Source organism: Rhodococcus sp. MurmanLake-1 (assembly GCF_056945715.1).
Window position 1 is genome coordinate 1214984 of the sequence record NZ_JBWZNF010000001.1, and the last position, 13836, is coordinate 1228819.

The 13836-nt window shown below is 62.1% G+C and carries 11 protein-coding genes and 1 riboswitch; of the genes, 5 read left to right on the forward strand and 6 right to left on the reverse strand.

Annotation, left to right across the window (positions count from 1 at the left end):
* Nucleotides 1-163 precede the first annotated feature (163 nt).
* Nucleotides 164-1696, forward strand: coding sequence for an alkaline phosphatase (gene phoA, locus AC2ETI_RS05610; RefSeq protein ID WP_021343627.1), 1533 nt, complete (start codon nucleotides 164-166; stop codon nucleotides 1694-1696).
* A 37-nt stretch (nucleotides 1697-1733) separates the two neighbouring features.
* On the opposite strand, the gene AC2ETI_RS05615 is transcribed toward phoA, so the two are convergent.
* From AC2ETI_RS05615 to AC2ETI_RS05630, 4 genes are read right to left on the reverse strand one after another with little or no spacing between them, the layout of a single operon-like run.
* Nucleotides 1734-2504, reverse strand: a complete 771-nt coding sequence (locus tag AC2ETI_RS05615) for a (2Fe-2S)-binding protein (RefSeq protein WP_387404210.1) — start codon at nucleotides 2502-2504, stop codon at nucleotides 1734-1736.
* Nucleotides 2501-3334 (reverse strand): ABC transporter ATP-binding protein, encoded by an 834-nt coding sequence (locus AC2ETI_RS05620; protein WP_020969107.1) that lies wholly within the window; start codon nucleotides 3332-3334, stop codon nucleotides 2501-2503. The genes AC2ETI_RS05615 and AC2ETI_RS05620 overlap by 4 nt, the downstream gene beginning before the upstream one ends.
* Nucleotides 3331-4371, reverse strand: coding sequence for an iron chelate uptake ABC transporter family permease subunit (locus AC2ETI_RS05625; RefSeq protein WP_172933419.1), 1041 nt, complete (start codon nucleotides 4369-4371; stop codon nucleotides 3331-3333). The genes AC2ETI_RS05620 and AC2ETI_RS05625 overlap by 4 nt, the downstream gene beginning before the upstream one ends.
* A complete protein-coding gene (locus tag AC2ETI_RS05630) occupies nucleotides 4368-5363 on the reverse strand; it encodes an ABC transporter substrate-binding protein (RefSeq protein ID WP_029254958.1) in 996 nt (331 codons plus the stop codon). Before AC2ETI_RS05630 ends, AC2ETI_RS05625 begins: the two co-directional genes overlap by 4 nt.
* A 116-nt stretch (nucleotides 5364-5479) precedes the next feature.
* Nucleotides 5480-5627: riboswitch (cobalamin riboswitch) on the reverse strand.
* A 69-nt stretch (nucleotides 5628-5696) separates the two neighbouring features.
* Between AC2ETI_RS05630 and AC2ETI_RS05635 the strand changes: the two genes are divergently transcribed.
* The 3 genes from AC2ETI_RS05635 to AC2ETI_RS05645 all read left to right on the forward strand — a co-directional run bounded on the left by AC2ETI_RS05635 (nucleotide 5697) and on the right by AC2ETI_RS05645 (nucleotide 10114).
* On the forward strand, nucleotides 5697-7817 hold the full coding sequence (locus AC2ETI_RS05635; RefSeq protein ID WP_483633641.1) for an MMPL family transporter: 2121 nt from the start codon (nucleotides 5697-5699) through the stop codon (nucleotides 7815-7817).
* A gap of 129 nt (nucleotides 7818-7946) precedes the next feature.
* Nucleotides 7947-8069, forward strand: a complete 123-nt coding sequence (locus AC2ETI_RS05640; protein WP_019747629.1) for a hypothetical protein — start codon at nucleotides 7947-7949, stop codon at nucleotides 8067-8069.
* Nucleotides 8070-8119: 50 nt separating this feature from the next.
* Nucleotides 8120-10114 carry an SDR family oxidoreductase gene (locus AC2ETI_RS05645; RefSeq protein WP_387404214.1) on the forward strand — a complete coding sequence of 665 codons (1995 nt, stop codon included), beginning with the start codon at nucleotides 8120-8122 and terminating at the stop codon, nucleotides 10112-10114.
* Between the two features lie 96 nt (nucleotides 10115-10210).
* On the opposite strand, the gene AC2ETI_RS05650 is transcribed toward AC2ETI_RS05645, so the two are convergent.
* Together AC2ETI_RS05650 and AC2ETI_RS05655 are read right to left on the reverse strand one after the other, a co-directional pair.
* Complete coding sequence (locus AC2ETI_RS05650; RefSeq protein ID WP_020969102.1) at nucleotides 10211-10939, reverse strand: response regulator transcription factor; 729 nt, start codon at nucleotides 10937-10939, stop codon at nucleotides 10211-10213.
* Entirely contained in the window at nucleotides 10936-12177 is a 1242-nt protein-coding gene (locus tag AC2ETI_RS05655) for a sensor histidine kinase (RefSeq protein ID WP_483633642.1), read from the reverse strand. Before AC2ETI_RS05655 ends, AC2ETI_RS05650 begins: the two co-directional genes overlap by 4 nt.
* A 229-nt stretch (nucleotides 12178-12406) precedes the next feature.
* Here AC2ETI_RS05655 and AC2ETI_RS05660 point away from each other — a divergent pair, with 229 nt between their 5' ends.
* Complete coding sequence (locus AC2ETI_RS05660; protein ID WP_021343618.1) at nucleotides 12407-13492, forward strand: serine hydrolase domain-containing protein; 1086 nt, start codon at nucleotides 12407-12409, stop codon at nucleotides 13490-13492.
* Nucleotides 13493-13836 lie beyond the last annotated feature (344 nt).

Genomic DNA, 13836 nt, shown 5'->3' on the forward strand with positions numbered 1-13836 from the left:
TCAGTCTGACAGGTCACTCACCCGCAGTCAACAGAGCGAATCTCAACCCTCACCGTCTCGTCACATTCAGATGTACGCATGTCTGCACTCCGTTCACTTTGGCCCCAGATCATTAGCGGCGTTCATAATCTCCATCCATACTGTTTCCAGGAGTACTACTCGTATGTCGTTCTCGCGCAACACACGTAGGTTGACGGCCGTCGCCGGCGCCGTCGCCGTTCTGGCCGCTGCCGGCTGCAGCAGCAGTGCCGACGAGGCAACAGGCTCCAACGGCACGACCGTCGATCGCGCCGCGACCGGCGAACTGTCCTCGAACGGTGGTGCTCGCCGCATCGACGGTGATCAGTCGGCTGCAGTGCGTGACGCCGTCAACGCTTCCGGCGCGAAGAACGTCATCCTCCTGATCGGGGACGGCATGGGCGACTCGGAGATCACCGCCGCGCGCAACTACGCCGAGGGTGCTGCTGGCAGCTTCGCCGGCCTCGACGCCCTGCCGATCACCGGCCAGTACACGCACTACGCGTTGACCAAGGACGGCAAGCCCGACTACGTCACCGACTCCGCTGCCAGTGGATCGGCATGGTCCACCGGCACCAAGACCTACAACGGCGCGATTTCCGTCGACATCAAGGGGCAGGCCCAGTCGACCGTCCTCGAGATCGCCAAGGCGAACGGCAAGGCCACCGGCAACGTCTCCACCGCCGAGGTGCAGGATGCCACCCCCGCAGTGCAGGTCGCGCACGTCAGCGGCCGCAAGTGCTACGGACCCGAGGCGACGTCCAAGTCCTGCCCGGAGAACGCCATCGAGAACGGCGGCAAGGGGTCGATCAGCGAACAGCTCCTCGACACCCGCGCCGACGTCACCTTTGCCGGCGGCGCCAAGTCCTTCGCTGAAACCGCGAAAGCCGGTGACTGGCAGGGCAAGACCCTCAACGAGCAAGCTGCCGCTCGTGGCTACCAGCTGGTGAAGAATGCCGCCGAGATGAACGAGGTCGGCAAGGCAGATCAGGACGCACCCGTGCTCGGGCTGTTCGCCGACGGCAACATGCCCGTCCGCTGGGAAGGCTCTGTCGCCACCCGCGACGGTTACCTGCAGCCCGCCGAAACCTGCATCGACAACCCCAAGCGAACCTCCGACGTACCGAAGCTCGCGGACATGACGCAGAAGGCAATCGACCTACTGAAGGTCAACGACAACGGATTCTTCCTCCAGGTCGAAGGTGCCTCGATCGACAAGCAAGATCACGCAGCCAACGCGTGCGGTCAGATCGGTGAAACCGTCGACCTCGACGAAGCTGTGCAGAAGGCACTCGAATTTGCGAAGACCGACGGAGAAACCCTGGTCATCGTCACAGCCGACCACGCTCACACCAGCCAGATCGTCACCAACGTCAGCGCAGACGACATCGCCACCATCGCCAAGGACCAGAACATCCCGGTCGAGCGCGCCCAGGAAATCGTCTACCCCGGTCTGACCCGCAAGCTGACCACGAAGGACGGCTCGGAGATGACGATCAGCTACGGAACGTCCGAAGATCCGGCCGTCGAATCCGAAGGGCATACCGGAACTCAGTTGCGCGTAGCAGCTTTCGGCCCGCACGCGGCCAATGTCAGCGGCCTCACGGACCAGACCGATCTGTTCTTCACGATGACCGATGCGCTGGGACTCGACCGTTCCAAGGTCGCAGCTCACTGACCTGACAACACCCGACCCGATAAAAGCCTGGGTCCAGTCACACCAGAGCAGCCAAGGCGCGCACCCGATCTTCGGGTGCGCGCTTCGGGCAACTGGTGCACTTACCTTCACCGGGCACCTCGTAAATCAGGCAGCACGACGCGCGCTGCGTGAATCTGCGTCGCCCGGATGCCACCGGTGTCAACGGATTAGAAACGCGCACAACACTTTCATTGCGGTCGACATCGACGAAACGCGGGACCGGAATGCCCAGGTTCTCACCGCGGAGAACATCGATCAGGCCGGCAGCAAATGCACTTCCGCGCTCCCTCGCGCTACCGGCGGCGTCGAGGCTGCGATTGGCGATGGAGTCCGTCGCGATCGCCCACAGCGCCTGCTGCCGAACGCCGGACACCTCGGCGAGTACCTCGATCACGGGACTGAGTGAGCGGAACATCGCGTGGCCCAACTCCGCCACACTCCGCGAGATCGGAATGACCGACCCGGCAGCAAACCCGCCCAGGTAGCCGTTGTCACGCAAGAAGATCCGCCCACCGTCCAACGATGGATCGGCCGCGAACCCGGTCACCATTCCGGTTCCGATCGGAATGCCAGTCAGCGTGGAACTGGCCGAGTACCACCACAACGTGCCGTTCACTCGGCTGTCCGCACTCCCCCATCGCTCGGCCGTATCGGCGACACGTGCTGCCAACCACTGGGGGTCGGTCATCAACACCGCGGGCACCGTATCCGGATACGCGCTCAGGTTGTCGAAGAACGGCACAGCTAATGCCATACGGGCGTAGATCCCGGCTACCGATTCCGTCATGCCAGCCCCAATATCTCCATCCGCGGACGTACTCCGCGTTCGACTCGCGCCTTGATGCCGAAAACCTCGGCCAACAACGGCTCGTCCAACACCTCGACCGTAGACCCACACGCGCGGAGTTCACCTTCGGTGAGCACGGCAAGGTTGTCGCAATACTCGACTGCCAACCGTAGATCGTGCATCGTGACCACAACCGCGAGCCCCGCCGACGCAAGTTCGGCGAGCAATTCCATCACGATCAACTGGTGACGAAGATCGAGATGATTGGTCGGCTCGTCCAACAACAGAACCTTGGGCTCCTGAGCCAATGCGCGCGCTATCGAGACACGTTGCCGCTCACCACCCGACAGGGTGGACACGTCGCGTCCGGCAAGCTCGACCAAACCAACCTGCTCGATGCACCGGTCCACGATGGCGGTATCTCGCTCAGTGCTTCGGTCCAACCAGCTACGGTGCGGAGTTCGTCCGAGCGCGATCGATTCACGAACCGAAAGTCCTGCCGAGACAGTAGGTTCCTGGACGCTCGCCGAGATGGTTTTGGCGATGTCCTTACGCGAGAGCGTCGTCGAGTCGGCTTGATCGATCAGAACTGCGCCACCTGTCGGAGTCAAAGCGTTGTAGCAGCAGCGCAGCGCCGTCGTCTTGCCACTGCCGTTCGGTCCGACCAAGCCCAATATTTCACCGGACGTCACCGCGAAAGTGATGCCGCGCAGGACTTCGCGGTTGCCAAGCCGCGCCCGGGTCTCGACGAGTTCGAGCAGAGGCGCAGCTTCGGCGTCCTTCGGGAGTGTCTCTGTTCTGGCCTGTGTCACTGTTCTGGTCTGCGTCACTGTTCGAGCCTCCGATACTGCCGGTAGAGCATCCAGACGAAGATCGGTGCACCCACGAGGGCGGTGATCACTCCGACCGGAACTTCGGTGGATTGTGCCACCGAGCGCGCAGCGGTATCCGCGGCAACCATCGCGACGGCGCCCAGAAGGGCTGCAGCAGGGAGCAGTCGAATTGCTCTGGTGCCGACGATGAAACCGGCCAGATGTGGGATCAGGAGGCCGATGAATCCGATTCCACCGGCAACGCTGACTGCCGCGCCCGCCAGTACGGAGACCGCAAGCAAGGACAACACTCGGAACCGTCGGACGTTCATACCGAGTGCTGCAGCCCCGTCGTCACCGGTCTGCAAGACGTCCATCCACCGCGAACTGAACAGAAGGGCCGTGCCGACGACGACCAGTGTGATCGTCGGGAAGATCAGCGTCGACCATCGCGCATCACCGAATCCGCCGGCAATCCAGTGCATCACCGACGTCACGTGCCGATCATCGGCCAACACCAGGATGCAAAAGGTGATGAGCGCCGAGAATATCTGGGCGAGCGCTACACCCACCAAAATGATCGCGGTCGGCTGCGGATACCGGCCGCCGATCAGCAGTGCGAGAAACAACGGGATCATCGCCCCGACGAATGCTGCGACCGGAATCGTGAAAACCCCGAGGAGGCCGGCGCCGAAACCCAGCACCGACACGAGCACCACCATGAATCCCGCACCCGACGAAACTCCGAGCAGATACGGGTCGGCAAGAGGATTCCGTGTGACAGCCTGAGCAACGGCACCCGACATCGCCAAGGACGCACCCACCACCGCAGCCGTCAGGGCGCGCGGTAGGCGAGAATCGATCACGATCGACTCCCGCGCCGCGGTCCACCACGTCTCGAAAGTCCCTGGTGCCAAACGGGCTCCGACTATCGCCCAGACGTCACCGACGGGGATGCGAACCGATCCGAAGGAGACAGCCAACCCCAGTACGATCGCCAAGGCGACCAACAAGGCGACAAGCAGGGCGCCGTACCCGTAACGCGTGCGGGTCACTTCGCCGCGTCAGCGCCCGGATGGAAGGCTGTTGCGATGGTCTGTGCCGAACGCACCAACCGTGAACTCTCGAACAGGTCAGCGAGAGGAACCACGACGAACCGGTTCTGCTGCACAGCAGGGGTGGTCGCCATCAACGGCTGGGCACGGAGGAAGTCGATCTTCTGCTCGGCCGTCTTGTCGCCGTAGTCGATGACCACGATCGCCTGGGGTGCACGCTCGGCAACAGCTTCCCACGATGCGTCGATGTAGGGCTTTGTCCCTTCGGCGAAGATGTTCGAGACACCGGAGTATTCCGCGACCAATTGACCGACGCCGACTCCGCCGATAGTCGTCGGAACCTGGTCACCACTGTCGTAGAAGAAGGTCGGTACCGGCGCCGCGTCCCCGACCGAAGCGCGGACGGAATCGAGACCATCGCTGATCTCCTCTGCGACCTCGCGGGCGGAATCTTCAACGCCCAGGACTCGACCGAGTTGCGTGTAGTCGTTCTCGAGCAATCCGATGTCGGGGAAACCGGTGCCACAGTATTCGGAGAACAAGAAGGTGTTGATTCCGCGCTCGCCGAAGGCGTCTCGGGAACGGCCTTGCTTCTCGTTGAAGGCACTGGTCATTCCTCCGACCACGAAGTCCGGGTCGACGTCGAGAACCTGCTCCATGCTGGGGAACGTATCGGAGAGGCTGGGAATCTTGTTGAATACATCGGCGGTCTCGGCAGTTGGCGGGTTGTCGCTGTACGCCCGACCGACGATCCGGTCACCCGCACCGATTTCGATGAGCGCCTCGGTGACATGCCCGTTCAAAGACACGATGCGCTGCGGCGGCGAGTCGAAGGTCATCTCTCGATCGCAGTTGGTCACGGACACAGGCTGTGCGAAGGATTCCGCCGCAGACGCGGACTCTGATTCCTGGCCTTTGGAACAACCTGCCGAAACCAAGGCGACCGCGATGAGAACCGCGGCGGCGCGGGACGGGGAGAACTGAAGTGACACGGGGACCTCGTAAGGGCTCTGAGCCACGAATGAGAATCCGACAGACAACTCCGCCCGCACACTGATACTCGGCCAGAGCTCCTGCTGGACTTCCTTTTCGTAGACCACGACGAATGGATGTCGCACACCGCGCGGTGGGTAATCGGGCTTGCCGACGCTCGGTGACTACCGAGAATCGACCTACCGTTGCGGGTCAGCGCCGGATTCGGACCGGCTTCCCCCACACGCGTGGCTTGCAAGTGCTTCGAGCAGTATGCATGACGTTTCCGATTCAAGACCAAACGCCCACTACAGTCGATCTGGCCAGACGCCCCCACACACCGGAGTTGATACATGACACGCTGGGCCCAAACCGTCGTCGCCCGGAAATGGTGGGTACTGAGCCTCGCGGTTCTGATAGTGCTCATCAGTGGGGTGTGGGGACTCGGAGTGTTCGGCAAGCTCAGCCAGGGCGGCTTCATCGATCCGGGCAGCGACTCCGCGAAGGTTGCGGACATCATCGAAGACAATCTCGGGCCGCAGACCCCGGACATCATCGCGATCTACTCACCCACCGACGGTAAGACCCTCGACGACATCGGGCCGGCAGTAACGGCCGCCGTCGACCAGTTCAAAACGGAAGTGCCGACCGCGTCGGTGAAGTCGTATTGGGGAACAGACGCCGCGGCCAAGGCCAGCCTGCTCTCGAACGACGGATCCATGGCGGCCGTTGCGATCACGTTGGCACCGGACTCGGGCGTCACACCGGCCACTTTCGCCGATCTCTTGCCGAAGCTCGAAGTTGAAGGTGCCGAGGCACAATTCGCGGGCAATACCGTCATCGGCGTTGCCTTCAACACCAAGCTCGAGAAGGACCTGGTGGTCGCCGAAGCCATCGCCATTCCGATCACTCTGGTGCTGTTGGTCTTCATCTTCGGCGGCATCGTCGCTGCGGCGGTTCCGGTATTCGTGGGTGTACTCAGTGTCTTGAGCGCCTTGGCGGTTCTGCGAATCCTCACGTTGATCACCGATGTGTCCTCGTTCTCGATCAACGTCGCTTCTCTTCTCGGGTTGGGACTTGCAATCGACTACGGACTGTTCGTGGTCGGTCGGTTCCGTGAAGAACTGAATTCGGGCTCGGACCCGGGAGCGGCTGCGCAGCGGACAGTTCTGACCGCGGGTCGCACCGTCATGTTCTCGGGTCTGCTGCTGATCTGCGCGTTCAGCGGCATGCTCGTTTTCCCGCAGGCCGTCATCCGGTCTTTGGGTTTCGGTGCGATCGCAGCAGTACTGAGCGCGGCAGTTCTGTCGCTGACCGCTGTGCCTGCGCTGCTTGCCATTCTGGGGCATCGCATCAACGCCCTGACGTGGCGCAAGGATGCGGCGCAACGCGGCGAGGAACGCTCGCGCAAGTTCTGGGGCCGCGTCGTCACGTGGGTGATGAAGCGTCCGGTCGCGGTCTCGGTGACGATCGTGGCCGTGCTGCTCGTGATGGCCTCGCCGCTGCTCGGTGCCCGTTTGGGAGAACTCTCGTACACCGCACTCCCGGACAACGACCCCGCTCGCGTCGCAATGGACACGTTGGTCAACGACTTCCCGCAGACCGGCAACGGCGCGACGATGATCCTTCAGGCCGAGGACGGGAACACTCTCGCCCCGGCCGAAGGTGCAACGATCGCCGAGTCCGCCGGTCAGGTCGAGGGCATCGGTCAGGCGACCGTCGTCGCGAGCACCAATCAACTCATCGCGGTTCAGGCTCTCTACAGCGAGGGCTCTACGCCCCAATCACAGAGCACCGCAGTGACAGATCTGCGTGCGATCTCCGCTCCTGACGGAACAGTGCTGCTTGTCGGTGGCGGTCAAGCCATGGTCGACGACGGCAACAACGCCGTCCTGCACTGGTTGCCGGTGATGATCCTCATCATGGTCGGATCGACCTTGATCCTGTTGTTCCTCGCGTTCGGTTCGGTGGTCCTGCCCATCAAGGCGGTACTGATGGCCGCGCTGAGCCTCGCGACCACCTTCGGTGTCCTCACCTTCGTCTTCCAGGACGGTCACGGCGTCGAACTCCTCGGGGTCAGTCAAACTCCGCTGGAGGCGACGTTCGTCGTGCTCATCCTGGCGGTGGTGTTCGGATTGTCCACGGACTACGAGGTTTTCCTGATGTCCCGGATGGTCGAGGCCAAGAACGCGGGAGCGACGACGGAGGAAGCAGTCAAGTTCGGAACCGAACGCACCGGCCGAATCGTGACGGCCGCCGCCCTACTCCTGATCGTGGTGACGGGGGCATTCGCGATGTCCGGGTTGTCGGTGATGAAGTTCCTGGGCGTCGGCATGATCGTCGCGCTGATCGTCGACGCGACCATCATCCGCATGTTGCTCGTGCCCTCGCTGGTGAAGTTGATGGGCGAAGCGAACTGGTGGGCTCCGGCCTGGATGAAAAAAGTTCACGCGAAGGTCGGCATCGGCCACTGATTTCGGGCCACTGATCACGCACTAGTGGATTTCCCTGATCGGGCAGTCGTCCTCGAGGATGACTGCCCGATCAGGGAAATCGCTCCGCAGGGCGATGTTCTCCGAAGCTGATTTCGTCAGACTTGGAGCATGACAATTTTCGAATGGATCCTTGCAATCCCCGCTCTTGCACTTGCCGTCGCGTTCCTGTTTTCCGGAATCATCACTGCGGGCATCGACTTCGACACCGAGGATGGCGTCATGACGCACTGATGTCCGGTTCCCCCTAGCCGTCGATCTTACTTTGGAGTAAGTTACCGACCATGGCCACATACATCGTCACTGGCGGTACCGGGTTCCTCGGACGAGCTGTACTACCGCTCCTGCTCGAGCATGATGAAACTGCTCAGATCTACGTGCTGGTCAGAGCGGGTTCTGTCGCAAAACTCGAAGCACAGGTGTCGGCAATTCCCGGCGGCGATCGAGTGCATCCGCTCGTTGGCGATCTGACCGAGCCCGAGCTGGGCATCGACTCTCCCCCGCCGGCCGACCATGTCCTTCACCTCGGCGCGATCTACGACATCACGGCCGGAGACGAGCAGGCTTCGACGAATGTCGAGGGCACACGCTCCGTGGTCGAACTTGCTGCGAAACTGGGAGCCACCCTTCATCACGTGTCATCGGTCGCAGTCGCAGGCGACTATCCGGGCACGTTCAGCGAGACCGATTTCGATTGCGGCCAAGGCTTTCCGACGCCGTACCACCGAACCAAGTTCGAGGCCGAGAAGCTCGTTCGAGCACGAGAAGGCCTCACCTGGCGTGTTTATCGGCCGTCTGCCGTGGTCGGCAACTCCGTCACCGGAGAGATGGACAAGATCGACGGACCGTATTACTTGTTCCCAGGTCTGGCGCTACTCGCGAAACTACCTGCAGCACTACCTGTCCCGATCCCCAACCTCGGGGCAACCAACGTGGTGCCGGTCGATTATGTGGCCGCTGCCCTCGTCGAGTTGATGCATGTGCCCGGCCGTGACGGCGAAGCATTCCATCTCGTCAATCCGAAACCTCAACCGGTACGCGAAATCTATGCCGGCCTCGCCAAGGCCGCCGGAGCACCGCGGCCCGCGCTCAGCCTGCCGGGCGTGATCGCCAAACCCTTTGTCTCGCCATTGCCGATGGACTCGGCAGAATCGGCACGGAAAGTCTTCCTCGATCGCATCGGCATGCCTGCAGCGTTGCTCGACAACATGACGATGGCGCCGACCTTCACCTCCGAGAGAACCGTTGCCGCCCTCGCCGGATCAGGCCTGACGGTCCCCGAGTTCGGCTCCTACTCGACGGTCTTGTGGAAGTACTGGCGCGCAAACCTCGATCCCAATCGCGCACGTCGCAACCATCCCGAAGGACCACTTGTCGGGCGGATAGTCCTGATCACCGGTGGCTCGTCCGGAATCGGCAAGGCCTCTGCCATCGCCGCCGCCCAGAAAGGCGCCACAGTTCTCCTGATCGCACGCCGCACCGACGAACTCGATGCCGCGGTACAGGAGATTCGATCAAGCGGAGGCAAAGCGTTCGGTTATCCCTGCGACATCACCGACGACGAGTCGGTCCAGCACACGATCAAAAGCATTCTGACAGAACATGATCACGTGGACATGTTGGTCAACAACGCCGGCCGATCCATTCGGCGCGGCATTTACCATTCCACGGATCGTTTCCACGACTACGAACGAACAATGGCCGTGAACTACTTCGGCGCTGTGCGATTGGTGCTCGCATTGTTGCCCACCATGCGTTCTCGCCGCTTCGGTCACATCGTGAACATCAGCAGCGCGGGAGTCCAGGCGGCAACGCCTAGATTCTCGGCCTACGTGGCGAGCAAGGCCGCGCTCGACGGTTTCTCCGACGTAGCTGCCTCCGAAACCCTGGCGGACGGAATCACTTTCACGACCATCCACATGCCGCTGGTCGAAACGCCGATGATCGCTCCGACCGGCGAATACAACAACGGCCCGATCACCAGCCCGGAAAAGGCTGCGGCAATGGTGATCCGCGCGCTGATCGAACGCCCCAAGCGCATCGACGTGCCACTGGGCACTCTGGGTGATCTGGGAACCTTGTTCGCACCGCACACCAAGGACCGGATTCTCAACCAGATGTACCAGGCCTTCCCTGACTCCCCGGCGGCAAAGGGGCAGGTAGACAAAGAAACTCCGTCAGACGTTTCGGCAACACCGTCGCGTCAGCGCCATTCACGCTCGCGCATCCGCAAACTCGGCCGACGCGCCGCCCGACTCGTGCCCGGAACGCACTGGTGACCGGTGGTGTGACTTCGCCTCGGAGCGTGTTGGCAAGAGGAACGGATCTGTAGGTTCAGTCGGCGAATCCTCACCGGGTTACGCTGACAAAAGCAATCAACCGCCAGTTGCACAGGGTTCCGTATCGGTGCCCGACCCCGGGACCACCAGACCAGACTCGTAGGCGATGACGACAGCGTGCGTCCGATTCTGAGCACCGAGCTTTGCCAGCACGTTCCCGACATGCGTTTTCACTGTCTCCAGGCTCACAACCAGAACCTGAGCAATATCCGAGTTGGACAGCCCGGTGGCCATCAACCGCAATACCTCTTCCTCCTTTGCTGTCAGCGCTGCATTCGGGAACGCCTCAGCGGAAACCAACGGGCGGGGCGTAACCATCCGGCGTAGCGCGGCAGGGAACAGGATCACTTCGCCCGCCGCCACCACACGTACTGCCGCTGCGATCTGCGGGACTGGGAGCCGCTTCAGCACGAAGCCACTCGCGCCCGCACTGAGTGCGGCCGTGACGTAGCCATCGTTTTCGAAAGTGGTGATTACCAAGACTTTCGGCGGTTCGGTGCACTCGGCCTGGAGGTGCCGAGTTGCCTCTATTCCGTTGCGCAGCGGCATCCGCACGTCCATCAGCACCACATCCGGACGAAGTTGCCGCGAAAGCTCCACTGCTTCGATACCGTCGGATGCCTCGCCGACGACCACAATCCCGGGCTGAGCTGCGAGCAGCATACGCAGGCCGCTGCGGGTAACGTCGTCGTCATCCGCAATCAGCAGGGTGACTGGCATGCTTGCAGAGTTGGAGGCGTCCTCACTCCAATTGGCTTCGGTCATCGTGCCACCCGTACCGGCAACTGAACACTCAATCGCCAGCCGTGGGCTCCGTCCGGTCCAGCCTTGAACTCACCGTTCAAGAGTCGCACGCGCTCGGCCAAACCCGCCAGGCCGCGCCCTGATCTTCGAACTACGTCTGCCTTTCCCCCGGTCACTGCCCCGATGCTGTTGACCACTCTGAGCTCGACGCACTCCGAGCCGACTGCCACCGTGATTTCGATCGGCCCGCTGTCCCCGTGCCGCAGAGCATTGGTCGTCCCCTCTTGCAGGATCCGGTACGCCGCGCGAGAGAGTGTCCCCTGGATCTGTGAAAGGTCACCCGACAGGTTCACCTCCACAACCGCCCCCGCATGCCGCAACCGATCAATTAACGCAGGCAAGTCCGACAGCGTCCGAGAAGGTACAGCCCCAGGCCTCTCCTCGCGAAGTACACCCAGTACGTAGTCCAGGTCCTCGAGCGCTGCCCGTGTCGACTCCTCGATGCTACGCATGGCGGCCCTCGCGGCGGCAGGATCGGAGGCGAGCACCTCGCCGGCCACCGCCGCCTGGATCGTGGCGGCGGTGAGCGTGTGTCCGATCGAGTCGTGCAACTCGTGAGCGACCCGATTACGTTCGGCCAGTTGCAGTTCACGTTCTTCCACCAGCGCGAGCCGTTCAGCCGTGGACGGCCCCAACAGTCGTGGCGCCAGCCATCTCAGCAGTGTTGCCACCAGGACACAAATTCCTACCGCAAGCAGGAGGCAGCCGGCCGCCACGACCCAGGTCCATCCACCCGTCACGTCAACCGACGTATCGAACAGACTGATTCGCGCCGTGCCGCCGAGCCAGTTCCCCGGGAGCGAAATCCCCATGATGAAAAGGACGCTGGTCGCGAGCGCCGCCAGCCAACCCACCATGACATGCAGGACAATCCAGAGCGGGGCCCGCCAGCGATCAATGTCCGAGAGGTTGGGAGTACGGTGTCCGAGCGCTGGACTCGGCAGCGACACCTGCAGCAGTCGGCGGGCAGAAACGATGAGCGCGCGTCGCACAGGATGCGCCAGGCCGAGTGCTCCTACCAAAGTCACCCATATGAGCAGGACCGAAAGCACCCGGACGAACTCGGGTGCGGATTGCCACGCGAGAGCAGGCAACATCGCAACCACCAGAAGTGGCAGGCTTGCCAACACACCACAAAAGGCGAAAAGCACAGCTGAGTATGTAGAGCCCCGCATCAGCGGTCGTAGTCCTGTGATCATGATTCGACAAGTATGACTGGGCCGCTCGGCGATGGCCTCCCCCGATCGAGGGAGATGGTTTTCCCGCGTCGGAGCGATGCGCGACCAATCCTCCAGCAGACAGGATCGTGTCCAGACCGATCAATCTCTCCAAGGAGTTCTACTGATGCGCCGCCACAGTCGACAGGGCCAACCTCCCTCACCCCAAAGACAAAGCCGGAAGCGGCACCGCGCCCTCTGTTCCGTCGCAATGACTCTCAGCGTGGTCACCCTCGGTGCGTGCTCGTCGTCCGCCGATACCGCCGCTGCGCGGCACGATGCGGTTCAACACTCACTCGACGCACTGGTGAGCGAGGACGGACTACCCGCCGCCCTCGCAAGCATCCAAGACCGAAACGGCAACTCCCACAACTACACCGCAGGAGTCGGTGACCTGACCACCGGATCAGAGGTACCCCACAACGGCCAGATACGAATCGGCAGCAACACCAAAACCTTCACCGCAGTAGTGGTCCTGCAACTGGTCGCCGAAGGAAAGATCGAACTCGACACCCCCATCGAGACCTACCTACCCGGACTCGTCCGCGGAGAAGGGATCGACGGCCACAACATCACCATCCGCCAACTCCTCCAACACACCAGCGGACTCCCCAACTACAGCAACTACCTGGAAGACGAAGTCCGATATTACGACCCCCGCGAACTTCTCGACATCGCGCTCGAACATCCTGCCGACTTCGCCCCCGGAACGAGTTGGAAGTACAGCAACACCAACTACGTCCTCGCCGGCCTACTCGTACATAAGATCACCGAAAAACCCCTCGCCGAGGAGATGAACCGGCGAATCTTCGCGCCGATCGACTTGCAGCACACATACTTTCCTGAACCATACGACGAGAAGATCTCGGAACTTCACCCCCGCGGCTACTACCGGGAGTCATCGGACGCGCCTCCCCTCGACATCACAGAGATAGACCCCTCGTGGGGATGGGCCGCAGGGCAATTGATCTCCACCACCTCGGACCTCAACCAGTTTCTCCACGCACTCCTCGACGGACGATTGCTCCCCGCAGCCCAACTCGACCAGATGCGCACTACCGTCCCCGCGGAGGAAACCTTCGGACCCGAGGCTCGCTACGGACTTGGGTTGGTCAGCCGTCCGCTACCGTGTGGCGGCCTGTCCTGGAGCCACGGCGGCAGTTTCCCTGGATACGAGACACGCGGGGGCGCTACCGACGACGGACGCGAAGCGAACATCGCGGTCACCATGCAAGTCGCCGACGATGCCACACGTAGAAACCTCGAACACGCGGTGGATATCGCCCTTTGTCGCTGAGGCTCTCCTGTCAATTACCAAAAGCCGCCTACTCCGGAATAACTCGGCAATCCGACAGTGCCGGCCACGAGAGGGCGCACTCCGAGGTGCAGCCAGTTACACCTCGTACGCTCCGGCAAGCCTCACCGAGAGACTGCACTTCGCACCATGGAGGACGCGTACGCACGTCAATACTGTTCTCTGCATGTGGAACTCACCATGAGATCCGACGAATAGGAGACCACACAGGACGCGCTGTGACTCTCACCCTCAATCACATCCCGACGAGCGAGGACGCCTTCGTAGCAGCACAGCGAGTTGTCGACGCAGCGATGTGCGAGGAGTGAAGGAAACATGTTCGTGCA